16 protein-coding genes are annotated in these 24526 nt (G+C 72.8%); 13 read left to right on the forward strand and 3 right to left on the reverse strand.

What is annotated here, in order from left to right:
* Positions 1-19 precede the first annotated feature (19 nt).
* The 10 genes from ABZ840_RS09590 (at position 20) to ABZ840_RS09635 (ending at position 15164) form a co-directional block, all read left to right on the forward strand.
* Positions 20-2125: a bifunctional diguanylate cyclase/phosphodiesterase gene (locus ABZ840_RS09590; RefSeq protein ID WP_361555961.1), complete on the forward strand. Its 2106-nt coding sequence runs from the start codon at positions 20-22 to the stop codon at positions 2123-2125.
* Positions 2126-2233: 108 nt separating this feature from the next.
* Positions 2234-2530, forward strand: a complete 297-nt coding sequence (gatC, locus tag ABZ840_RS09595) for an Asp-tRNA(Asn)/Glu-tRNA(Gln) amidotransferase subunit GatC (RefSeq protein WP_016642027.1) — start codon at positions 2234-2236, stop codon at positions 2528-2530.
* A gap of 5 nt (positions 2531-2535) precedes the next feature.
* On the forward strand, positions 2536-4044 hold the full coding sequence (gene gatA, locus ABZ840_RS09600; RefSeq protein WP_361555964.1) for an Asp-tRNA(Asn)/Glu-tRNA(Gln) amidotransferase subunit GatA: 1509 nt from the start codon (positions 2536-2538) through the stop codon (positions 4042-4044).
* Positions 4041-4283, forward strand: coding sequence for a hypothetical protein (locus ABZ840_RS09605; RefSeq protein ID WP_030258159.1), 243 nt, complete (start codon positions 4041-4043; stop codon positions 4281-4283). Before gatA ends, ABZ840_RS09605 begins: the two co-directional genes overlap by 4 nt.
* Positions 4284-4299: 16 nt before the next feature.
* Positions 4300-5808: an Asp-tRNA(Asn)/Glu-tRNA(Gln) amidotransferase subunit GatB gene (gatB, locus tag ABZ840_RS09610; RefSeq protein ID WP_361555967.1), complete on the forward strand. Its 1509-nt coding sequence runs from the start codon at positions 4300-4302 to the stop codon at positions 5806-5808.
* A 230-nt stretch (positions 5809-6038) separates the two neighbouring features.
* On the forward strand, positions 6039-8150 hold the full coding sequence (locus ABZ840_RS09615) for a phosphocholine-specific phospholipase C (RefSeq protein ID WP_361555970.1): 2112 nt from the start codon (positions 6039-6041) through the stop codon (positions 8148-8150).
* A gap of 209 nt (positions 8151-8359) precedes the next feature.
* Complete coding sequence (locus ABZ840_RS09620; protein ID WP_361555973.1) at positions 8360-10597, forward strand: MMPL family transporter; 2238 nt, start codon at positions 8360-8362, stop codon at positions 10595-10597.
* 48 nt (positions 10598-10645) lie between these two features.
* Positions 10646-11254: a hypothetical protein gene (locus ABZ840_RS09625; protein ID WP_361555976.1), complete on the forward strand. Its 609-nt coding sequence runs from the start codon at positions 10646-10648 to the stop codon at positions 11252-11254.
* A 201-nt stretch (positions 11255-11455) separates the two neighbouring features.
* Positions 11456-11644 carry a hypothetical protein gene (locus ABZ840_RS09630; protein ID WP_361555979.1) on the forward strand — a complete coding sequence of 63 codons (189 nt, stop codon included), beginning with the start codon at positions 11456-11458 and terminating at the stop codon, positions 11642-11644.
* A gap of 67 nt (positions 11645-11711) precedes the next feature.
* Positions 11712-15164: an AAA family ATPase gene (locus ABZ840_RS09635; protein ID WP_361556584.1), complete on the forward strand. Its 3453-nt coding sequence runs from the start codon at positions 11712-11714 to the stop codon at positions 15162-15164.
* Here ABZ840_RS09635 and ABZ840_RS09640 read toward each other — a convergent pair.
* From ABZ840_RS09640 to ABZ840_RS09650, 3 genes are all read right to left on the reverse strand, one after another.
* Positions 15156-15347, reverse strand: coding sequence for a DUF6191 domain-containing protein (locus ABZ840_RS09640; RefSeq protein WP_361555982.1), 192 nt, complete (start codon positions 15345-15347; stop codon positions 15156-15158). The genes ABZ840_RS09635 and ABZ840_RS09640 overlap by 9 nt on opposite strands.
* A gap of 80 nt (positions 15348-15427) precedes the next feature.
* A complete protein-coding gene (locus tag ABZ840_RS09645) occupies positions 15428-16600 on the reverse strand; it encodes a PQQ-dependent sugar dehydrogenase (RefSeq protein ID WP_361555985.1) in 1173 nt (390 codons plus the stop codon).
* A 509-nt stretch (positions 16601-17109) separates the two neighbouring features.
* Positions 17110-18102: an aldo/keto reductase gene (locus tag ABZ840_RS09650; RefSeq protein ID WP_361555988.1), complete on the reverse strand. Its 993-nt coding sequence runs from the start codon at positions 18100-18102 to the stop codon at positions 17110-17112.
* Positions 18103-18190: 88 nt separating this feature from the next.
* Here ABZ840_RS09650 and ABZ840_RS09655 point away from each other — a divergent pair, with 88 nt between their 5' ends.
* From ABZ840_RS09655 to ABZ840_RS09665, 3 genes are all read left to right on the forward strand, one after another.
* Positions 18191-19150 carry a 2-hydroxyacid dehydrogenase gene (locus ABZ840_RS09655; RefSeq protein ID WP_361555991.1) on the forward strand — a complete coding sequence of 320 codons (960 nt, stop codon included), beginning with the start codon at positions 18191-18193 and terminating at the stop codon, positions 19148-19150.
* Between the two features lie 336 nt (positions 19151-19486).
* Entirely contained in the window at positions 19487-22459 is a 2973-nt protein-coding gene (locus tag ABZ840_RS09660) for an EAL domain-containing protein (RefSeq protein WP_361556587.1), read from the forward strand.
* A 206-nt stretch (positions 22460-22665) separates the two neighbouring features.
* Positions 22666-24519: an acetolactate synthase large subunit gene (locus ABZ840_RS09665; RefSeq protein WP_361555994.1), complete on the forward strand. Its 1854-nt coding sequence runs from the start codon at positions 22666-22668 to the stop codon at positions 24517-24519.
* Positions 24520-24526 lie beyond the last annotated feature (7 nt).

Genomic DNA, 24526 nt, shown 5'->3' on the forward strand with positions numbered 1-24526 from the left:
GGCTGTGAGAGGGATCGGAATGGAACCGACCGACAGCGCCGCTACGGCGTCGCGGCTCCGGCGGCTCGTCATGCCCGCGTTGCCCGCCGCGGTGGTCCTGACGGCCGCCCTGGTGCTCGTGACGGGCGTGATCATGACGATCGGAGGCGGCGCCGCGCTCTTCCCGCGCGGCGCCATCGGCTGGTCGCTGGCCGTCCTGACCGGAGTCATCGTCGGGCATCTCGTCGCCATCGGCAGGGACCGCTGGTCCGGCGGCACCGGCTCCGGTGCCGCACTGGCCCTCGCGGTCCTGCTGCTGTACGGCTGGGTGCCCGCCGCGCTCATCAGCCTGTCCGTCGTCGTCCTGGTCGGCGCGGCGCGCCGGCAGCGCTGGCGGCAGGCAGTGGTGCAGGGCGCCATCGACGTACTGGGCCTGGGCGCGGCCGCGCTGGGCCTTGCCGCCTTCGGCATCACCGCCGGCGTCCCCGAGCCCCGCGGCTCGGGCGAGTGGGACCTCTCGGTCCTGCCGCCGGCCCTCGGCGCGGCGCTGGCGTACCTCGCGGTCACCCGCGCCCTGATGTGGTTCCTGATGGGCTCGCGCAACGGCCGGCTGCCGTCCATCGCGCGCCGCGCCGTGACCCGGCAGGCACTCGTCGGCATCGCACTGGTGGGCATAGCCCCGCTGATCGTCGTGGTCGCCGAGCACGCCCCGCTGCTGCTGCCGCTCTTCGCCGTACCGCTCATCGCCCTGGACTCCACGCTGTGGATAGCCCGGGCGCGCGCCGAGGAGCAGCTGCGCGACCCGCTGACGGGCCTGCCGAACCGGCAGTGGCTGCTGGAACGGACCTGGAGCGCCCTGGACGACGCCGAACGGGTCGGTTCCCGCGCCGCCCTGGTCCTGATCGACCTGGACCGGTTCCGGTCGGTCAACGACACCCTCGGGCACCTCGCGGGCGACCGCCTGCTGCTGCAGATCGCCGAGCGGCTGCGGCACGCCCTGCCCCGCGGAGCGGAGGCCGCGCGGCTGGGCGGTGACGAGTTCGCGGTGCTGCTGCCCACCGCCGACTCGCTCACCAGCGCGCAGCGGGTGGCCCGTTCGCTTGTGGCCGCGCTGGGCTCGCCCCTCGACCTGGACGGGCTGACGCTGGTGCTGGAGGCGAGCGCCGGCGTCGCCGTCTATCCGGACCATGCGCTGGACGCCGAGGGCCTGCTGCGCCGCGCGGACGTCGCGATGTACCAGGCCAAGCGGGACCGCAGCGGGGTGGAGGTCTACGAGGCCAAGCGGGACGGCAACACCCCCGACCGGCTCGGCCTCCTCGGCGATCTGCGCCGGGCGCTGGACGCGGGCGAGGTCGAGCTGCACTACCAGCCCAAGGTGCGCTTCGACGGCCAGGTGGCCGGTCTGGAGGCGCTGGTGCGCTGGGTGCACCCGGACCGCGGGAGAGTCCCTCCGGACGAGTTCATCGCCATCGCCGAGTCCTCCGGGCTGATGCCGCGGCTGACCGAGTACGTCCTGGAGACCGCGCTCGGCCAGGTGGCGCGGTGGCGCGCGGACGGGCTGGAGGTCCCCGTCGCGGTGAACGTCTCGCCGCGCGACGTGCACACCCCCGGGTTCGCCGGCGCGGTCGCCGCGCGGCTGGCCCGGCACGGCGTACCGCCGGGCTCCCTCCAGCTGGAGATCACCGAGCACGTGCTGCTGGAGGACCCGCAGCGGGCCGCCGACACGCTGAACGGCCTGACCGGGCACGGCGTGAAGATGTCGCTGGACGACTTCGGCACCGGGTACAGCTCGCTGGTGCATCTGCGGCGGCTGCCCGTCAGCGAGCTGAAGATCGACCGCTCGTTCGTGGCGCGGCTCGCGGTGGACACCGAGGACGCCGAGATCGTCCGCTGCACGCTCGACCTCGCGCACTCCCTCGGCCTGCTCGTCGTCGCCGAGGGCGTCGAGGACGACGAGACCTGGGAGCGGCTGCGGGACCTGGGCTGCGACGCGGTACAGGGCTGGCTGGTGGCGGCCGCGATGCCGCCGGACGAGACGACGGCGTGGCTGCGGGCGCGCGAGCACCATGGCTGGCGCCGCGAGTCGGACGGTTCGCCGTCCGACTCCGAGGAGGCCGACCGGCCCTCCGGCCAGGTCGTGAAGTAGCTCACCCGGCCTCCGGCGGGCCCCGGCGGAAAGCGTTTCGCGGTCACGACTCCGCGCGCCATAGGATTGGGGCGAAAACTCCACCGGAAACCAGCAGAGGATCGCTGCATGCCTGGCATCACGCGCGAGGAGGTCGCCCACCTCGCACGGCTGGCACGTCTGGAGCTGAAGGACGAAGAGCTCGACCACTTCGCCGGACAGCTCGACGACATCATCGGCGCGGTAGCCCGCGTGTCCGAGGTCGCCGACCAAGACGTTCCGCCGACCTCCCACCCGCTGCCCCTGACGAACGTCATGCGGGCGGACGAGGTGCGCCCGTCGCTCACCCCCGAGCAGGCGCTCTCCGGCGCGCCCGCCCAGGAGCAGCAGCGATTCAAGGTGCCGCAGATTCTGGGGGAGGACTGACCGAGATGGCTGACACCGCAGCACACGAACTGATCAAGCTCACCGCTGCCGAGACCGCGGCGAGGATCGCGGCCGGTGAGGTCACCGCCGTCCAGGTCACCGAGGCCCACCTGGCCCGGATCGAGGCCGTGGACGAGAAGGTGCACGCCTTCCTGCACGTCGACCGGGAGGGCGCGCTCGCCCAGGCCCGCGCCGTGGACGCCAAGCGCGAGCGCGGCGAGAAGCTCGGCCCGCTGGCCGGCGTGCCGCTGGCCCTGAAGGACATCTTCACCACCGAGGGGATTCCCACCACGGTCGGTTCGAAGATCCTGGAGGGCTGGATCCCGCCGTACGACGCGACGCTGACCACGAAGCTCAAGGCCGCCGACGTCGTCATCCTCGGCAAGACCAACATGGACGAGTTCGCCATGGGGTCCTCCACCGAGAACAGCGCGTACGGCCCGACGGGCAACCCGTGGGACCTCACCCGTATCCCCGGCGGCTCCGGCGGCGGCTCGTCCGCGGCCCTCGCCTCGTACGAGGCGCCGCTGGCGATCGGTACGGACACCGGCGGTTCGATCCGCCAGCCCGCGGCCGTCACCGGCACGGTCGGCGTGAAGCCCACCTACGGCGGCGTCTCGCGGTACGGCATGGTGGCGTTCTCCTCCTCCCTGGACCAGGGCGGGCCGTGCGCCCGTACGGTCCTGGACGCGGCGCTGCTGCACGAGGCGATCGCCGGCCACGACCCGATGGACTCCACCTCCATCGACGCGCCGGTCCCGCCGGTCGTCGAGGCCGCCCGCAACGGCTCGGTGCAGGGCATGCGCGTCGGCGTGGTGAAGCAGTTCCGCGGCGAGGGCTACCAGGCCGGTGTCATCCAGCGGTTCGACGAGTCCGTCGCGCTCATGCGTGAGCTGGGCGCCGAGATCGTCGAGCTGGACTGCCCGTCCTTCGACCTGGCGCTGGCGGCGTACTACCTCATCGCGCCCTCGGAGTGCTCCTCCAACCTGGCCCGCTTCGACGCCATGCGCTACGGCCTCCGGGTCGGCGACGACGGCACGAAGTCGGCCGAGGAGGTCACGGCCCTGACCCGCGAGGCCGGCTTCGGCGACGAGGTCAAGCGCCGGATCATCCTCGGCACGTACGCGCTCAGCTCCGGCTACTACGACGCGTACTACGGCTCCGCGCAGAAGGTGCGGACGCTGATCACCCGCGAGTTCGAGCAGGCCTTCGAGCAGGTCGACGTGATCGTTTCGCCGACCACGCCCACCACCGCCTTCCCGATCGGCGAGCGCGCCGACGACCCGATGGCGATGTACCTCGCCGACGTGTGCACGCTCCCCGTGAACCTCGCGGGCAACGCGGCCATGTCGCTGCCCTGCGGCCTCGCGCCCGAGGACGGGCTGCCCGTGGGCCTGCAGATCATCGCCCCCACCATGAAGGACGACCGGCTGTACAAGGTCGGTGCCGCCGTCGAGGCCGCCTTCGTGGAAAAGTGGGGCCACCCGCTGCTCGAGGAGGCACCGTCACTGTGAGCGCCATCACCAAGAAGGCCAAGAACTTCAAGAAGTCCAAGTCGGGTCTGTACCTGTCGATGGGCACCACCGCTTTCGGCGCGCTGAGCGTCGCCAAGCAGGCGAAGCTGGCCCGGCAGGAGAACGACACGCTCCGGCTGATCGACGCGGCCGTCTCGGCCGCGGCGATCGTGACCGGCCTGGCGATCCTCTACCGGGAGCTGAAGCACCTGGGCGACGACGACGTCCTGCTGGGCTGAGGGAGAAAGTTTCACCGTGACTGTCACTGACCTGGTCTCGTACGAGGACGCCCTCGCGACGTACGAGCCCGTCATGGGTCTTGAGGTGCATGTCGAACTCGGCACCAAGACCAAGATGTTCTGCGGGTGTGCGACGACGCTCGGCGCCGACGCCAACACCCAGACCTGCCCCACCTGCCTGGGGCTGCCCGGCTCGCTCCCGGTCGTCAACGCGACCGGCGTCGAGTCCGCCATCAAGATCGGCCTCGCGCTGAACTGCTCGATCGCCGAGTGGTGCCGCTTCGCCCGGAAGAACTACTTCTATCCGGACATGCCGAAGAACTTCCAGACCTCCCAGTACGACGAGCCGATCGCCTTCGACGGCTACCTCGACGTACAGCTGGAGGACGGCGAGATCTTCCGCGTGGAGATCGAGCGAGCCCACATGGAGGAGGACACCGGCAAGTCGACGCACGTCGGCGGCGCCACCGGCCGTATCCACGGCGCGTCCCACTCCCTCCTGGACTACAACCGCGCCGGCATCCCGCTCATCGAGATCGTCACCAAGCCCATCCAGGGCGCGGGCGAGCGGGCCCCCGAGGTCGCCAAGGCGTACGTCGCCGAGCTGCGCGAGCTCATCAAGGCGCTCGGTGTGTCCGAGGCCCGCATGGAGATGGGCCAGATGCGCTGCGACGTGAACCTCTCGCTGATGCCCAAGGGCAGCGAGACGTTCGGTACGCGCTCGGAGACCAAGAACGTCAACTCCCTGCGCAGCGTCGAGCGCGCCGCCCGGTTCGAGATCCAGCGGCACGCCGCGGTCCTGAACAGCGGCGGCACGGTCGTCCAGGAGACCCGTCACTTCCACGAGGACGACGGCTCCACGACCTCCGGCCGCATCAAGGACAACGCCGAGGACTACCGGTACTTCCCGGAGCCCGACCTGGTCCCCGTCGCCCCGTCCCGCGAGTGGGTCGAGGAGCTGCGCAAGGGTCTGCCCGAGATGCCGCGCGTCCGCCGCAACCGGCTGCGCGAGGAGTGGGGCGTCTCCGAGCACGACATGCAGTCGATCCTCAACGCCGGTGCGGTCGACCTGATCGTCGCCACCACGGAGGCCGGCGCGGACTCCGCCGCCGCCCGCAAGTGGTGGATGGGCGAGCTGGCCCGTCGCGCCAATGAGGACGGCGTCGACCTCGACGCACTGCCGATCACCCCTGAGCAGGTCGCCCGGGTCGCCGAGCTGGTCGCCGAGGGCTCCCTCAACGACAAGCTGGCCCGCCAGACCATCGAGGGCGTGCTGGCCGGCGAGGGCACTCCGGACGAGGTCGTCGACAAGCGCGGCCTGAAGGTCGTCTCCGACGAGGGCGCGCTGGGCAAGGCCGTCGACGAGGCGATCGAGTCCAACGCCGCCATCGCCGACAAGATCCGCGGCGGCAAGGTCGCCGCGGCCGGCGCCCTGGTCGGCGCAGTCATGAAGGCCACCCGAGGCCAGGCCGACGCGGCCCGCGTCCGCGAACTCATCCTGGAAAAGCTGGGCGTGGAGGGCTGACCTCCCCGCACACCCGCCGAGGGGCGGCCCGTCTCCGGACGTGCCGCCCCTCGGGCGTTCCTCCCGGCCCGAGCCCGGTGCGACGGGCCGAACGACTCCTCGCGGTCCGGCAGGCGTTTGCAAAGTTGTCATCCCGATACGTATCGCCGGCCACGCGGGGGTTCTAGTGTCCCTCGCGCACCACATCAATGGACCGACCGCGGACCATTGGAGACGACTGGAGGTCGAGGGTGGCAGCGGAGACAACGCGTAGACGGGTACTGGCGGTTGGGGCGGCGGCCGTGGGGGCGGCTGCTGCCGGGTCGTTGCTGCCGCCCTCGCTCCAGCAGGCGCTGGCCGCCGACGCGGCGCGGCCCGGTCCGGACGGCGGGCTCGACGACATCGGCCATGTCGTCGTCCTGATGCAGGAGAACCGGTCCTTCGACCACTACTTCGGGATGCTGCGTGGCGTGCGGGGCTACGCCGACCGGAACGCGATCACGCTCCCCGGGGGCGGCAGCGTCTACGAGCAGCCCGGGCCGCTCGGCCGGACCGTACTGCCCTTCTCCGTGCGGGAGGCCGCGGCGGCGCAGAAGAAGGACCTGCAGTACATCGGCGCGCTCGACCACGGCTGGGACGGCGGCGCCAAGGCCTGGCACGGCGGCTGGATGGACAACTGGGTCGGCGCCAAGACCGCGGCCACCATGGCGCACTACGACCGCCGGGACGTGCCGCTCCACTACGAGCTGGCCGACACCTTCACCGTCTGCGACGCGTACCACTCCTCGATCCACTCCTCCACCAGCCCCAACCGCAACCACCTGGTCAGCGGCTGGACCGGCTTCGAGGTGAACGGCGAGCGGGCGGTCGGCAACGACGCGTACGAGGAGGACACCCACCCCGGCTACGACTGGCCGACGTACGCCGAGCGCCTGGAGAAGGCCGGCCACAGCTGGCAGGTCTACCAGGAGTGGGACAACTTCACCGACAACAACCTGGAGTTCTACGCGCGCTTCAAGGCCGTCGCGAAGAAGGCGCTGGCCGGGGTCGGTGACCCGAAGGTCCAGAACATGACGGCCTTCTACGCCAAGGTCGCCGATGCCGACGAGGCGGAGCGGAAGCGGCTCCAGGGGCTGCTGGACGAGGGCGTGAGGGCGCTCTCGCGGGCGGACCGGAGCCTCTTCGAGCGCGCGCTGCGACGCGGTGAGCCGGGCTCGACCGCCACCGCCTTCGCGGCCGACGTCGCCGCCGGGAAGCTCCCCGAGGTCAGCTACATCGTCCCGGCCGCCGCCGACTCCGAGCACCCCGGTTCCTCCTCGCCGATCGCCAGCGCCACCCTCGTCTACAAGGTCCTCGACGCCCTCGGCAGCAACCCCGACGTCTGGCGGCGCACCGTCCTGCTGCTCACCTACGACGAGAACGACGGCTTCTTCGACCACGTCCCGCCGCCCGTCGCCCCGGCCGGCACCGACGAGGAGTACTGGGACGGCCGTCCCACCGGTCTCGGCATCCGCGTCCCGATGCTGGTGATCTCGCCCTGGTCGGTCGGCGGCCACGCCTGCTCCCAGGTCTTCGACCACACCTCGATCATCCGCTTCCTGGAGCGCTGGACCGGCGTCCGCGAGCCGAACATCAGCGCCTGGCGGCGTACCGTCTGCGGCGACCTCACCAGCGCTTTCGACTTCTCGCGCGGCCGGAAGCAGCCCGCCGTCGACCAGCCGGGCCCGATCCCGCCCTTCACCGGCCGGTGGAACCCCAAGCCGCCCGCCGAGCAGCGGCTGCCCCGCCCCGAGGAGGGCACCCGGCCGGCCCGTCCGCTGCCGTACCAGCCCGACGCGGACGGCACGTACGACCCGGCGGCCGGGCGGTTCCGGCTGGCGCTGCGCAACACGGGCGCGGCCAGTGCCCACCTCGCGCTGTACCCGTACGCGGCGGAGTACGCCACGCCCCAGCACCGCGACGTACGCGGGAAGGCGGGCTGGGACGTACCCGTCCGGGACGGGGCGTACGACTTCACGCTCACCGGGCCCAACGGCTTCCGGCGGGAGTTCGCCGGCACCGCGGCGGGCGCGGCGGCCGGGCTGCGGGTGAGCACGCACCTGGACGCCGACGAGCGGGAGATCCACCTCACGCTCGTCAACCGAGGTGACCGGTCGCTGACCGTCACGCTGGCCCCGCTGGCGTACTCCGGCGCGGCGCCGCGCACGGTCGAGCTGCCGGCCGGCCACACCCGTACGCTCGCGCACCCCGCCGCCCGCGACCACGGCTGGTACGACCTAAACCTCACGGTCAGGCAGGACGAATCGTTCCGCCGTCGACTGATGGGACACCTCGAGAACGGCGAGGAGTCCATAACGGGCTGATCCGAGCGGAGGCCGCTCCTTCGCTTCTTTGTGGGGAAGTACACAAAGGGGTCAAAGGATCTTTTCGGGCTGTCACTCTTCTGGAATGCGGGCCCGCCGCCCCTTCGTCGGCAGGCGGCGGGCCCGCGCCATCCCCCGCCCCTCCCGCGCGCGACAGCACCGGTGCCCCGGAGTTCGACGCACGCCCCGGGACAGCAGAAAAGGCCTCCATGACCGCACTCGCCCGGTGGTGTCTCCGGCGCCGCGCCCTGGTCGTCGTCGTATGGCTCGCCGTCCTCGCGGGCGTCGCCGCGGCCGCCGGCGCGCTGGGCTCCTCGTACTCCAACGACTACGAGGTGCCCGGCACGGAGTCCGGACGCGCGGCGGACCGGATGGCGGACGCCTTCCCCGGCCGGTCCGGGGAGAGCGACACCATCGTGTGGCACACCGACTCGGGGACGGTGCGCGCGGCGGACGTACGGGACCGGATGGCACCGGCCCTGGACCGCGTCGCCGGGCTGCCCGGAGTGGCCTCCGTGGACGGCCCCTACGACACCCGGACCGACGCCCCCGCGGACGAGGCCGCGGAGCGCCGTATCAGCGCGGACGGGCACACCGCCTACGCCTCGGTGGTCTTCGACGCGCCCGTCGACGACCTGGATCCGAAGACCGTGCGGGCGGTCGTGGACACCGCGCAGGACGCCTCCGGTGACGGCCTGACCGTCGCCCTCGGCGGCGCCGGCATCGACCTCGCCGAAGCGCCGAAGAGCCACCTCGCCGAGGCCATCGGCCTGGCCGCGGCCGCCGTCGTCCTCTTCCTGGCCTTCGGCTCGCTCGCCGCGACCGCCCTGCCGATCATCACCGCGCTCGTCGCGGTGGGCACCGCCTCGTCCGGCATCGGCCTGCTCGGCCACGTCATGACCGTGGCCGACTTCGCGCCCATGCTCGGCATGCTCATCGGGCTCGGCGTGGGCATCGACTACGCGCTGTTCATCGTCACCCGGCACCGGAAGAACCTCCGCGCGGGGATGAGCGTCCCGGAGGCCGCACAACGGGCGGTGGCCGTATCGGGGCGGGCCGTGGTGTTCGCCGGGGCCACCGTCTGCATCGCCCTGCTCGGCATGCTCGTCCTGCGGCTGTCCTTCCTCAACGGCGTCGCGCTCGCCGCCTCACTGACCGTCGTCCTCACCGTCGCCGCCTCCGTGACCCTGCTGCCCGCCCTCCTGGGGCTGATCGGCACCCGCGTACTCGGCCGCCGGGAACGCGGCCGGCTGGCCGCCGACGGACCGGTCCCCGAGCACCCCACCGGCTTCGCCGTCCGCTGGTCCGGCTTCGTCGAGCGCCACCCCAAGCTGCTCGGTGCCCTCGCCGCCGGGATCATGCTCGTCCTCGCGCTGCCCACCCTCGGCCTGCACCTGGGCACCTCCGACCAGGGCACCGACCCGCCCGCCTCGACCACCCGGCAGGCGTACGACCTGCTCGCCGAGGGCTTCGGGCCCGGCTTCAACGGGCCGCTCACCCTGGTCGGCGACCTGGACGGGGCCGACGACCGGCTCGCCTTCGACAACCTCCCCGACCGGCTGCGGACCACGCCCGGCGTCGCCCAGGTCAGCGGCCCGGAGTTCGACGGCAGCGGCAGCACCGGCGTGATCACCGTTGTCCCGGACAGCTCGCCCCAGTCGCAGCAGACCTCGGACCTGGTGGAGCGGCTCCGCACCGACGTACTGCCGCCCGCCGCCGACGACTCGACCCTGCGCGTCGACGTCGGCGGCGTGACCGCCGGCTACGACGACTTCGCCGACGTGATCGTCGGCAAGCTGCCGCTCTTCGTGGGCGTCGTCATCACCCTCGGCTGCGTACTGCTCCTCCTCGCTTTCCGCAGCATCGGCATCCCGCTCAAGGCCGCCGTCATGAACGTCGCCGCGGTCGCCGCCTCCTTCGGGATCGTCGTCGCCGTCTTCCAGTGGGGCTGGGGGAGCGAGGCGCTGGGCCTGGGGAGCGGCGGCCCGATCGAGCCGTTCCTCCCCGTGATCATGGTCTCGGTCCTCTTCGGCCTCTCCATGGACTACCAGGTCTTCCTGGTCAGCCGGATGTACGAGGAGTGGCGGCGCACCCACGACAACCGCAGGTCCGTACGGGTCGGGCTCGCCGAGACCGGCCGGGTGATCAACTCCGCGGCGGTCATCATGATCGCGGTGTTCTCCGCCTTCGTGCTCAGCGGCGACCGGACGATCGCGATGTTCGGCATCGGGCTGGCCGCCGCCGTCGCCCTCGACGCCTTCGTGCTCCGCACCCTCCTGGTGCCCGCCCTGATGCACATGCTGGGCGGCGCGAACTGGTGGCTGCCGGGCTGGCTGGACCGCCGGCTGCCGCGGATCAGCATCGAGCCGCCGGAGGAGGAACCGGACACCGCCGCCCCCGTCCCCGCACCGCGGCACGCCGAACGCGAGCCCCTCGTGCCCCGCTAGCGCGGCTCTCTCATACGACTCTCAGACGCGGCCCCTACGGTCGCGCCCATGGGTACCACGACGAGCAAGAACGACACCGCGAAGACCGACGCGGTCACCGACGACAAGGCCGCCGACCCGAAGCCGGCGGCCGCCTCCGAGGAGCCGGCCGCCGCACCCGCGGAGAAGGCCGCGGCGCCCGAGGACCGCGTGCCGGACACCGCCGCGGACGAGGCCCACGAGGAGGAGCTGCACCCCGAGGACGCGCCCGCCACCGGGCAGGCCGCACCCGCGCGGCGCGGCATCGTGGCCGGAGCCGGCGCCGTCGCCGGTGCCGCGCTCGGCCTCGCCTCCCTGACCGGCACCTGGGCCGGCACGATCCTCTCCGAGCGGCAGGGCGTACTCGGCCAGATCAAGCTCCAGACCGGCCAGACCAAGGACCAGATCGCCGCCGTCTACACCGCCCCCTGGCACACCACCGCGCTCGTCAACGGCACCTTCGCCCTGATCGCCCTCGTGGTCACCGGCGTCGTCCTGCTCGGCCGCCCGCAGGCCGCCTGGACCAAGGCCGTCGCCTGGGGTGGATTCGCGCTCGCCGTGCTCGGCCTGGTGGTCGCCGGCGGCATGTACCTCGACCTGTTCGCCGCGGCCCCCAAGCTCAGCGCCGGCGGTTCCTGAGGAAGTCCGCACGACCGCATACGGCATCCGGCAGGGGCCTTAGACCGCACGGTGGGACACCACCGCGGAATCTGAGGCCCCTACGGCCGTGAAGATCGGGAAGTTGCCCGATGTCGCACACCGCCTGAGGCGGCGAGGCTGACGACGTACCGTCAGCCGCCGCAGGAGCACGCTCCTCGCGGCCCTTCTCAGGGGGAACCCATGCACTACTACGAGGTCCAGCACCGCATCCGCCACGAGGAACTGCGCCGGGAGGCCGACCTCGACCGGCTGGCCCGCGAAGCCGCCGCGGGACGCCGCGCCGCCCGGTCCGCCGAGCACGAACCCGAAGGGCGGGTGAGCCGCAAGCAGGGCCGGTTCGTACGGGCCCGCCGCCGGGCCGAGGCCTGAACCGCGCGGCCCGCCGGGGCGTCCGGTGACCGGGAAACTCGGTGCCGAACTGTCAGACCCCTGTGCCATGCTCTGCGGCGTGGAGACCAGGTCCGTCAGTCGCGTGTTCGTCGGCCGCAGCAGCGAGTTGGGCCTGCTGGGGGACGCGCTCACGCGCACCACGGCGTCCGGTGAGCCGCAGGCGCTGCTCATCGGCGGCGAGGCGGGCGTGGGCAAGACCCGGCTCATCGAGGAGTTCGCCGCGGCCGCCCGGGCCGCCGGCGCGCTCGTCGCCCTCGGCGGCTGCATCGAGATCGGCTCCGAGGGCCTGCCGTTCGCCCCGTTCTCATCGATCCTGCGCACCCTCCACGCCCGCCTGCCCGAGGAGCTCGCCGCGGCGGTCGCCGGGCAGGAGGGCGAACTGGCCCGCATCCTGCCCGAGCTGGCCGAGACCCCCGGCGAGTCCCGCGACGACGAGCACGGCCGCGCCCGCCTCTTCGAACTCACCGCACGACTGCTGGAGCGGCTCGCCCGCGACCGCAGCCTCGTCATCGTCGTCGAGGACCTGCACTGGGCCGACCGTTCCACCCGCGAACTGCTCGGCTACCTCCTGCACACCCTGCACGACGCCGGCATCCTCCTGGTCGCCACGTACCGCTCCGACGACATCCACCGCCGCCACCCGCTGCGCCCCTTCCTCGCCGAGGTCGACCGGATGCGCACGGTCCGCCGCGCCGAACTGGCCCGCTTCGACCGCGACGAGGTCCGCACCCAGATGGCCGGCATCACCGGCCGCGAGCCCGAAGAGGCCCTGCTCGGCCGGGTCTTCGAGCGCTCCGAGGGCAACGCCTTCTTCGTCGAGGAACTGGCCTGCAGCATCGACGACGGCACCCTCCCCGGCCTCAGCGACTCCCTCCGCGATCTCCTCCTGGTGCGCGTCGAGGCGCTGCCCGAGCACGCCCAGCGGGTGATCCGCACGGCCGCCGTGGGCGGCTCCACCGTCGAGCACGACCTCCTCGCCGCCGTCGCGGGACTGCCCGAGGACGGCCTCATCGAAGCGCTGCGGGTCGCCGTCGGCAGCAACACCCTCGTGCCCACCAGCGACGGCACGGGCTACCGCTTCCGGCACGCCCTGGTCCGCGAGGCCGTCCAGGACGACCTGCTCCCCGGCGAGCGCACCCGCCTCAACCGCCGGTACGCCGAAGCCCTGGAGGCCGACCCCGCACTGGTACGCACCGAGGCGTGCGCCGCCCGCCTGGCCAGCTACTGGTACCACGCCCGGGACGCCGCCAAAGCGCTGCCCGCCGTGCTCACCGCCTCGGTCACCGCCCGCCGCCGGCACGCCCACGCCGAACAGCTGCGGCTCCTGGACCGCGCGCTGGAGCTGTGGGACGAGGTGCCCAAGGACGTCCGGCTCGCGGTCCGCCCGGTGGACTGCGCCGAGGCGTATCCGGCGAGCGGCTGCGACGACGACGCGCTGCGCTACCTCGACCTGCTCGCCGAGATCGCGGTCGCCGCGCGGCTCTCCGGCGACCGCGAGCGCGCGTACACCGTCACCAAACGGGCGCTCCGCGCGCTCGCCGGGGAGCACGACCCGCTGCGCGAGGCGTGGTTCCGTACCCAGCGCTCCCGCCTGGCGGAGACCACGGGCCGCGGTGACGGGTGGGAGGACCTGAGCGCGGCCCAGGAACTGGTGCGCGGGCTGCCGCCGTCCCCGGTGCACGCCGCGGTGCTCGCCCAGGCCGCCGCCTGGGGCGCGCTGCACGCCCCGGGCCCGGACTCCTTCACCGCCGCCGAGCGGGCCGTGGAGCTGGCCCGCCTGGTCGGAGAGGAGGAGGCCGAGCTGAACGCCCGTCTCACGCTGTACGGCCTCCAGGTCTCCTCCGGGGACGTGGACGGCGGCCTGACCGGCTTCCGGGAGGCGCTGGCCCGCGCGCTGGAGGGCGGTTTCTCCGCCGTCGTCGCGCGCGGCTGCACCAACCTGCCCTCGCACCTGGAGTCGGTGGGCCGGTCCGGGGAGGCGGTGGCGGCCACCGAGCGCGGGCTCGCCCTGACCGACCACTTCGGCATGAAGGACTCCCGCGCCTGGGTGTACGGCAACCGCGCCAAGAGCCTGCTGTCGCTGGGCCGCTGGGCGGAGGCCGCCGAAGCCGCGACGGCCTGCCGGCGCCTCGCCCTGGGCAACCGCACCCGCGCGCTGGCCGCCTCCCGGCACGCCGATCTCGCCCTGATGCGCGGCGACACCGACGCCGCCGCCGAAGAACTGGACTACGCCCGCGCCCACTTCGGCAGCTACGAGAACCAACCGCAGCACAGCCTCCCCATGACCCGCTTCGCCTACGAGATCGCGGTGCAGCGCCACGGCGTGGTCGCCGCCCGGGAGGTGCTGGAGCCGCTGCTGACGGCCGGCTTCCCGCTCGGTACGTACAACTACGGCTGGCCGCTGCTGTGGCGAGTGGCCGCGGCCGAGGCCGACGCCCGCGGGCTGCCCGCCGCGGCCGCGGGCCGGGACGCGCTGCTCGCCCGACTGGCGGCGGCGGTGAAGCGGCTGCCCCGCCCGGTCCCGGTGTGGCAGGCGTACGGCCGGCTCACCGAGGCCGAGCTGCGCCGGGCCGAGGGCCGCCCCTCACCGGAGCGCTGGGCCGAGGCGGTCGCGGCCCTCCAGCAGGTCGAATGGCCCTACGAGCTGGCCTGGGCCCGCCTCCGCTGGGCCGAAGCCCTGCTGACCTGCGGCCCGGTGGCCCGCGACGCGCGGGAGACGGCCACGGGCCTGCTCGCCGACGCGCGTGCGGCGGCCCGGTGGATGGGCGCGGGCCCGCTCATCGTGGAGATCGACCAGCTCGCCGTACGGGCCCGGATCACGCTGCCGGAGGACGACGGGGGAGCCGACGGGAGCGGGGCGCAGGAGGACGGCGGGAGCGTCGGCGGGAGGACCGGCAGGGGCGGAGTGCCGGAAGCCGGGGTGGTACGGCAGTGGGCCGGGGCCGGGATCGAGGGCGCGTGGCGGCCTGCGATCACGGCAGGCGCGGTCCCGGCGGTGACCGGCGCCGCGGTGCGGGACGGTGGCGTCGGAGCGGTCGGAGAGACTGGAGTGGCCGGAGCGACTGGAGCGGTGCGTACGGCGGCGGTACCGGCAGGGCCTGTGGGGGAGCCGGGGGCCGTGGCGGGGCCGGACGCCGGGGCGGGGCCCGGCCGAAGACCGGGCGGGCCCGCGGCGCCCGCGCCCACCGTGCTGCCCGCGGGGCACGCCGCCGCTCCGTCGGCCGCCCCGGGAGGAGAGCGGGCGGCGGCCCGTGCCACGGGCGCAGGGCCCGGCGCCACCGCCGACTCCCTCGGGCTCACGCCGCGCGAGCGGGACGTACTGCGGCTGGTCGCGGCCGGGCGCACCAACCGTCAGATAGCCGACGCGCTCTTCATCTCGCCCAAGACCGCGAGCGTGCACGTCTCCAACATCCTCGCCAAGCTCGGCGTCTCGGGGCGCGGCGAGGCGGGTGCGCTGGCGCACCGGCTGCGGCTTTTCCCCGACGCGGAATCAGCCTGAGGCCCGCGGCTCCTCGGAGGCGGGGTGCGGGAGGCGGACGACGACCTGCCCGGAAGCGAGGTCGATCGGGCCCCGGCCGGGGTCGGAGTCGCCGATGTCCACGACGACGAGCGTGAGCTTCTGCCGCTCGTCCTCGGTGTGCTTGCGGCCCGGCGCGAAGAGCTCTTCGGCGAGGTTGAACATGCGACCCCCTGGCTGCGACCCCCTGGCGTGGCGTCCTGCTCACTGCCGTCAGTGTAGGCACGCCCGCCGCAAAAAGGACATCATGTGATCTTCAGTCGCAGAATCCGGTCATCGCCCTTTTCCGGCGTACCCCGCTTGTCCGTCTCGCTGGTGACCAGCCACAGCCCGCCGTCGCCGACCGGCACGACCGTCCGCAGCCGCCCGTACTTCCCCTCCAGGAACGCCTGCGGCTTCGCGACCGGCTTCGTGCCCCGCAGCGGGATCCGCCAGAGCCGCTCGCCGCGCAGCCCGGCCATCCACACCGAACCCTTGGCGTACGCGATGCCGCTGGGCGAGGCGTCCGCGGTCCGCCACTGCTCGACCGGGCGTACGGAGGAGGAGTCCCCGCCGCTCTTACCCTCGGCGTCGGGCCAGCCGTAGTTCCGGCCCGGCCGGATCAGGTTCAGTTCGTCCCAGGTGTCCTGGCCGAATTCCGACGCCCACAGCCGGTCCCCGGAGTCCCAGGCCAGGCCCTGGACGTTGCGGTGGCCGGTGGAGTAGACGACGGAGTCGGCCGACGGGTTGCCGTGCACCGGCTCGCCGTCCGGCGTCATCCGCAGGATCTTGCCGCCCAAGGAGTCCTTGTCCTGGGCCTGTTCGCCGTCGCCCGTCTCGCCCGTACCGGCGTACAGCATCTTGTCCGGGCCGAACGCGATCCGCCCGCCGTTGTGGATGTGACCCTTGGGGATGCCCTTGAACACCGTGTCGGGCGCGCCCAGTTGGTTCCCCGCCGGCCGCTTGTCGTTGTAGATCATGCGCACGATGCGGTTGTCGGACGCGGTGGTGAAGTACGCGTAGACCAGGTGGTCGGCGCCGTACGTCGAGGACACCGCGAGGCCCAGCAGCCCGCCCTCGCCGTCGGCCGCCACGCCGGGCACCGAGCCCAGCTCGGCCTTCTTCCCGTTCTCCGCGTCCACCTTGACGATCTTCCCGGTGTCCCGGGACGCCACGAGGAGGTCGCCGCCGGGCAGCACGGCCACGCCCCAGGGGGAGGCCAGGCCGGTGGCGAGGGTGGAGACGACCTTCACCGAGCCCTTGGCGGGGGCGCCGGAGGGCGTCTCGTGCGGCTTGTGGGGCGTCGCCGAGGAGCCGGCGCCGCGCGAGGGCCCGGTGGACTTCCCGGACGTACCGGGGCTGCCGTCCCCCGAGGAACAGCCCCCCGCGAGGAGCAGGGCGGCGGCGGTCAGTGCGGCGGTCGCGGTACGGCGTGGCACGGCGGGCGTCCTCTCGTCGACGGGCGCCACCAGCACACCACACCCCGACCACCCCCGCCCGACCGTTTCCCCGACCACCCCACGGGTATCGCCTGCCGGACGTTTCCCCGAGCACCCCTCGGGAGCCCCCCTGCCCGGCGTTTGCCCGGAGCGCCCCTGGGGAGCCCCCGCCCGGCGTTTCCTCGCCCACCCCTCGGGAGTCCCCGACCTTTCCCGCCCGCTCCACGGGCCCCCGCCCGGCGTTTCCTCGACCGCCCCTCGGGTATCCCCTGGTCAGGGGGAAGGGGGCGTTCGAATCGCCCCGAAGCGCGCGCCCCGCCCCGTACGCGGACCTCGTTCCGCACGCGGGCCGTATTGCTTCGGACGCCTGCCGCCCTTTGTACGCGTGCCGCAGCGCCCCGCCCGGCGTTTCCTCGACCACCCCTCGGGTATCCCCCGGTCAGGGGGAAGGGGGCGTTCGAATCGCCCCGAAGCGCGCCCCGCCCCCGTACGCGCGGCCTCGTGCCCCCTCAGTCCCAGGAGCCCCGGGCAGGCGGCAGGGTGGCGATTTCTGCGAAGTCCTCGCGGGTCAGCCGTACCGCGGTGGCCTTGGCGTTCTGTACGGCCCAGCGTTCCTTCTTCGCGCCCGGTATGGGGACGACGTGCCGGCCCTGCGCCAGTACCCACGCCAGCGCCACCTGGCCGGGTGTCACCCCGTGCCGCGCGCCCACCCGGCGCAGCCCCGCCACGACCGGCTGGTTGGCGGCCATCATCTCCGCCGTGAAGCGCGGGTGCCGGGCCCGCAGGTCCTCCGGCTCGAAACCCTGACCCGGGGTCAGCGTGCCGGTGAGATAGCCGTTGCCCAGCGGCATCGCCGCGAGAAAGCCCACGCCGCGCGTCTCGCACCAGGGCAGCAGCGCCTCCAGGGCCTCCGGCGACCACACCGACAGCTCCGCCTCGACGCTGCTGACGGGGAACACCTGCTGGATGCGCTCCAGTTGGCGCAGCGTGTCGTCGTGCGTACGGGTGCCGCGGCGCCTGGGGGCCCGCGCGCCGACCGCGCACAGCCCGAGCGCGCGCACCTTCCCGGCCGCCACCAGCTCCGCCATCGCCCCCCAGGTCTCCTCGATCGGCACCTCGGGATCCGCGCGATGCAGCTGGTAGAGGTCGATGTGGTCGGTCTGGAGCCGCCGCAGCGAGGCGTCGCAGGCTCTTTTCACGTACCCGGGACGGCCGTTGGCGACGATGTGCTGCTCGCCGACCAGCAGCCCGACCTTGGTCGAGACGAACGCCTGCGCGCGGCGCTGCTTCAGCGCCCGCCCCACCAGCAGCTCATTGGTGAAGGGGCCGTACATGTCGGCGGTGTCCAGGAGACTGCAGCCCCGGTCGAGTGCGGCGTGCACCGTCCGCTCCGAGCTCTCCCCGTGCCGCTGCGACGCGGTGTACCCCCAGCTCATCGGCATGCAGCCGAGGCCGATTGCGCCCACTTCGAGCGCCGCCGCACCGATTGTCCTGCGCTCCACCTGGTCGTGCCTCCGTCCCCTCGCCCCGGTCAAGGGCGCTGACCAAACTAACGTCTGATGAGGGGCACTCTTCGCATAGCCTCGGGCCATGGCTTCCTCAGACACCACTCGCGCCACCGACGTCTGGCTCCCCATGCCTGCCGCCGAGATCGACGGCCTCCCCGAGGGCCTCTCCTACGTCCACTGGGACGCCGGCCCCGAATACCCCGCCGATCCCGCCCGCTGCGCCTTCTACGCCGTCCCCTACATGAAGCCTGTCGACCAGGTGCTGCGGCCGCTCGCGGAGATGACGAACGTACGCGTCGTGCAGACCCTGACGGCCGGCATCGAGCACATGCTGCCCGCCGTGCCCGGGCTGCCGGCCGGTACCCGGCTGTGCAACGCACGCGGTCTGCACGACGCGAGCACCGCCGAGCTGACCCTTACGCTCGTCCTCGCCGCGCTCCGCGACATCCCCACGTTCGTCCGGGCCCAGGACGCGGGGGAGTGGCGACAGGGCTTCCGTGATTCGCTGGCCGACAAGTCCGTCCTCATTGTGGGCTATGGTTCGATCGGAAGTGCTATCGAAGACCGGCTCACACCTTTTGAGTGTGCGCGGGTGGCGCGCATTGCGCGCACCGCTCGTGACACCGTGCGCGGTCCTGTGCATCCACTCGCCGAGTTGCCCGCCCTGTTGCCCGAAGCAGACGTCGTGATCATGGCGACGCCGCTCACCGAGGACACGCGTGGCCTGGTCGGAGCCGATTTCCTGGCCCGGATGAAGGACGGCGCGCTGCTCGTCAACATCGCGCGCGGGGGTGTGGTCGACACCAAGGCGCTGCTCGCGGAACTGGAGTCGGGACGGCTCCGGGCAGCACTCGATGTAACCGATCCGGAACCACTGCCTGCCACACACCCCTTGTGGCACGCTCCCGGCGTGCTCATCACTCCGCACGTCGGTGGTCCCAGTACTGCCTTCCTGCCCCGTGCGAAGCGGCTTCTCCGTGATCAACTCCGGCTTTTCGCGGCCGGCGAGCCCCTCGACAACGTCATCACGACCGCCGGCTGACGGGTTGACCGTAGCTCTACGGAGTCGTACGACTGCGTCCTGTGCCACCAATTCCGGGCCAGTCACGCTCCGTAGAGCAACTATGTCCCTGTGTGACGGAACTGGTGTATCGTCCCGAACGGGGACCCGCGCCGGGACGTGGCGGCGCGCAGCGAACGACCGGAACCGAGGGGGGCGACGGGCGATGAACGGCCGATGCACCACCGAGACGAGGACCGCTGACCACACGCGCGTTGCGCGTGTTCCCACCGCGATACGGATGCAGCACGGGCCGCGCCCGCCACGACCACGCCGGTCGGCAGCGCGGGGGAGAGCCCGGTGACCGCCTCCGGCGCCGTGCTGACCCCGTCGGCCGGCCCCCGATCCCCCGTGAGCAGTCTCCCGCAGATCCTGCTCGCCGTGGTCTGCGGCGGATACGCCACAGGGGCGGCGTTCGGCTGGGGCTCGGAGAAACTGGCCCTGATCATGGGCGACTTCGGGCTCAGCGCGGCGGCCCTGGCGGCCGCGGTCTCCTGCGTGTTCTACGCCCGCAAGCACCACAGCCGCTTCCGCCCCGCCTGGCTGCTGTTCGCCGCCTCCTCCGCGATGGCCGGCATCGGCAACGGCGTCTGGGGATGGTACGAGGTCGTCCTCGAAGCGCCCGTGCCCAGCCCCTCGATCGCCGACTTCTGCTTCCTGCTCTTCGCGCCGCCCGCCATCGTCGGCCTGCTGGTGCTCGCCAAGCGGCCCGTCAACCGGGCCGGCTGGGTCTGCCTGGCGCTGGACGCCTGGCTCATCGGCGGCTCGCTCCTCACGCTCTCCTGGAGCCTGGCCCTCGCCCACACCACGCACTTCCAGGGCCAGACGGTCGCGCAGGGCGCCCTGTCGCTCGCGTACCCGCTGCTCGACATCGTCCTGGTGAGCATGGTCCTGGCGCTGCACTTCAAGCGCTCCTCGGCCAACCGCTCGGCGATCAACACCGCGATCGCGGCGCTCGCGCTGACCGTACTGTGCGACGCGCTGTTCACCTCGCCGCTGCTGCGCGAGCACTACCGCTCCGGGCAGATCCTGGACGCCGGCTGGTTCGCGGGCTCCATGCTCCTGGCGTACGCCCCCTGGGTCGCCGCGCGCTCCGGCGCCGACTCCGCGGGGGACGACTTCACCCGCGCCACCCGGCGTGCCGCAGTACCGCCCGGCAGCCCCCCGATCGCCGGCTCGCTGGCCGCGCTCACCCCGTACCTCGCCGCCGCCGTCTGCACCCTGGGCATCCTGCTCAACGTCCTGGACGGCCGCCGCATCGACCACGTCGTGCTCTTCACCGGCTGCACGGTCGTGCTCGCCCTCGTCGTCCGCCAGGGCATCATGCTCGTGGACAACATCACCCTGACCCGCGAGCTGGCCCAGAAGGAGAACCACTTCCGCTCCCTGGTGCAGGGCTCCAGCGACGTCATCATGATCGCCGCGCCCACCGGCGTCCTGCGGTACGTCAGCCCCGCCGCCTCCGGCGTCTACGGCCGCGACGCCGAGGACCTGGTCGGCTCCGAACTGGCCTCCCTGATCCACCCCGAGGACCTCGGCCGCGTGGTGCACGAAGTACGGCGCTTCCTCGCCGCCGACGCCGAGACGGAGCCCACCACCCGCATCGAGTGCCGCTTCCGAGCCGGCGGCGGCCGCCCCGGCGGCGAGGAATGGCTGAATGTCGAGTCCACGGTCAACCGCCACGAAGGCGGCCTGATCTTCAACTCCCGCGACGTCACCGAACGGGTACGGCTCCAGGCCCAGCTCCAGCACAATGCCTCGCACGACGCCCTGACCGACCTGCCGAACCGTGCCCTGTTCACCGAACGGGTCAGCCAGGCCGTCACCGGCCGCCGCTCCTCCGACCACGACACCGCCGTGCTCTACATCGACCTGGACGGCTTCAAACAGGTCAACGACACCATCGGACACCAGGCCGGCGACGAGCTGCTGGTTCAGGCCGCGCGCAGGCTGGCCGAATCCGTACGGGCCGGGGACATCGCCGCGCGCCTGGGCGGCGACGAATTCGCCGCGCTCATCATGGGCGACGGCAGCCGCGACCTCACCGCCCGCGAGTTCCGCGTCCACGAGATCGCCGACCGGCTGCGCGTCCGGCTGTCCGAGCCGTACCGCATCGACGGCCAGGAAGTACGCGTCGCGGCCAGCATCGGCGTGGCCTTCGCCGAGCCCGGCGTCACCCCGGCCACCCTCCTGCGCAACGCCGACCTCGCCATGTACCGCGCCAAGCAGGCCGGCAAGGGCCGCGTGGAGATGTACGCGCCGCAGATGCAGGCCGACGTCGTACGCCGCTCCGAGCTGGCGACGAAGCTCCGCACCGCGCTGCACGACGGCGAATTCGCGCTGCTGCACCAGCCCGTGGTCGAGCTCTCCAGTGGCCGGATCACGGCGGTCGCCGCGCAGGCCCGCTGGCGCTCCACGCAGGGCATCCTCTTCACCCCCGCCGAGTTCCTGCGGGTCGGCGAACGCGGCCGGCCGGGCGGCGAGGAGGGCGAGCGCACCGCCGAGCTGGGCCGCTGGCAGCTGGAGGAGGCCGTCGAGCAGGCCGCGCGGCGGCACCGCGCGGGCCACCCGGTCTGCGTCACCGTCCGGCTCTCAGCGCGACGGCTGCTGGACCGCAAGCTGCCGCCCAGGAGCATCGAGACGTTACTCGCCCGGCACGGCCTGCCCTCCGGCGCGCTGCTGCTGGAACTGTCCGACAGCGACCCGCGGATCCCGCTGGACGAGCTGGAACGGCGCCTGGCGGCCCTGCGCAGGCTGGGCGTACGGATCGCGCTCGACGGCTTCGGCAGCGGATACGCCGCCATCAGCGCCCTGCGCCGACTGCCCATCGACGTACTGCGGCTGGACCGCGGCCTGGTCGACGGCGTCGTGGAGTCCGCGCGGCTGCACAAGATCACAGCGGGGCTGCTGCGGATCGCCGGCGACCTCGGACTCCAGTCCGTCGCCGACGGCGTGGACCGGCCGGAACAGGTCACCGCGCTGCGCGCCATGGGATGCACCCATGGCCAGGGCATGGCGTTCTCCGGACCGCTGGACGAGCACCGGCTCCGCCGGGCCCTCACCATCGGCTCCTACCCCGTCCCCGGCCTGCTGCCAGAGAGCCGCGAGATGGTGCTGAGCAGCGCGGTACCGGCCGCCCGGCGGGCCTCCGGACCCCGGGAGCCGGGCGGCGCGCAACGGCTCGGAGAACTGCCCCGACGGCTCGGCGCCGGGGAGGTGCCGGCCGGACCGGACGCGATCAGCCATCCCCCGTTGCGCTCAAATAGTGAGACCTCCGTCCCACCCACTTGACACTCCAGGTGCGCCGGGGGGAAGGTCGGAGCCATGCGCACCCGAATTCTCGTACTTGGACAGCGCGTCGGCTGAAGCCGGGACCTGAACATCCCGGCGCACCGCACCGACGCGCTCCCCTCGCTTGCCTACCGGCACGAGGGGTTTTTTGTTGCACCAGCACCGCCAAACCCCATCAAAACCCTCACCTCCGAGAAGAGACGCAGATGACCGAGCAGGCCTCCGGGGCCCACCATCCGCAGCCGCGGGCCCGTACCGGCGGGGCGCAGCAGCCCACCGCCGTCGAGCACGTCACGGGCGCGCAGTCCCTCATTCGCTCTCTCGAGGAGGTCGGGGCCGACACCGTATTCGGCATCCCCGGCGGTGCGATCCTCCCGGCGTACGACCCGATGATGGACTCCAAGCGGGTCCGCCACGTCCTGGCCCGCCACGAGCAGGGCGCCGGCCACGCCGCCACCGGATACGCCCAGGCCACCGGCAAGGTCGGCGTCTGCATGGCCACCTCGGGCCCCGGCGCCACCAACCTGGTCACCCCGATCGCCGACGCGCACATGGACTCCGTCCCGCTCGTCGCGATCACCGGCCAGGTCGCCTCCGCCGCGATCGGCACGGACGCCTTCCAGGAGGCGGACATCTGCGGCATCACGATGCCGATCACCAAGCACAACTTCCTGGTGACCGACCCGGCCGACATCCCCCGGACGATCGCCGAGGCCTTCCACATCGCCTCGACCGGCCGCCCTGGCCCCGTCCTGGTGGACATCGCCAAGGACGCCATGCAGGCGAAGACCACCTTCTCCTGGCCGCCGCAGACCGACCTGCCCGGCTACCGCCCCGTGACCAAGCCGCACGCCAAGCAGATCCGCGAAGCGGCCCGGATGATCACCACGGCCAAGCGGCCCGTGCTCTACGTCGGCGGCGGCGTGATGAAGGCCGGCGCGACGGCCGAACTGAAGGTGCTCGCCGAACTGACCGGCGCCCCCGTCACCACCACCCTGATGGCGCTCGGCTCCTTCCCCGACACCCACCCGCAGCACCTCGGCATGCCGGGCATGCACGGCTCGGTCGCCGCGGTCACCTCGCTGCAGAAGGCCGACCTGATCGTCGCCCTGGGCGCCCGCTTCGACGACCGCGTCACCGGCAAGCTGGACAGCTTCGCCCCGTACGCCAAGATCGTCCACGCGGACATCGACCCGGCCGAGATCGGCAAGAACCGCATGGCGGACGTGCCGATCGTCGGCGACGCCCGCGAGGTCATCGCCGACCTGATCGTGGCGGTCCAGGCCGAGCACGAGGCCGGCCACCCCGGCGACTACGCCGCCTGGTGGAAGGACCTGAACCGCTGGCGCGAGCACTACCCGCTCGGGTACGACCTGCCCGAGGACGGCAGCCTCTCCCCGCAGCAGGTCATCCAGCGCATCGGCCAGCTGGCGCCGGAGGACACCATCTACGCCGCGGGCGTCGGCCAGCACCAGATGTGGGCCGCCCACTTCATCGACTACGAGAAGCCGGCGACCTGGCTGAACTCCGGCGGCGCCGGAACGATGGGGTACGCCGTCCCGGCCGCGATGGGCGCCAAGGCCGGACAGCCGGACCGCCCGGTGTGGGCGATCGACGGCGACGGCTGCTTCCAGATGACCAACCAGGAGCTGGTCACCTGCGCGATGAACAACATCCCGATCAAGGTCGCCATCATCAACAACGGCGCACTCGGCATGGTCCGCCAGTGGCAGACCCTGTTCTACAACCAGCGCTACAGCAACACCGTGCTGCACGCCGGCCCCGAGGCCGCCGAGCAGAAGAACCTGGGCACCCGCTGCCCCGACTTCGTGAAGCTGGCCGAGGCCATGGGCTGCGTGGCGATGCGCTGCGAGGACCCCGCCGAACTGGACGCCGTGATCGCCAAGGCGAACGCCATCAACGACCGCCCCGTCGTCGTGGACTTCATCGTCCACGAGGACGCCATGGTCTGGCCGATGGTCGCCGCCGGCACCTCCAACGACGAGGTCATGGCGGCCCGCGGGGTGCGCCCCGACTTCGGCGACAACGAAGAAGACTGACGGCCAG

It is taken from the genome of Streptomyces sp. NPDC047117 (genome assembly GCF_040643545.1).
GTDB lineage: Bacteria > Actinomycetota > Actinomycetes > Streptomycetales > Streptomycetaceae > Streptomyces.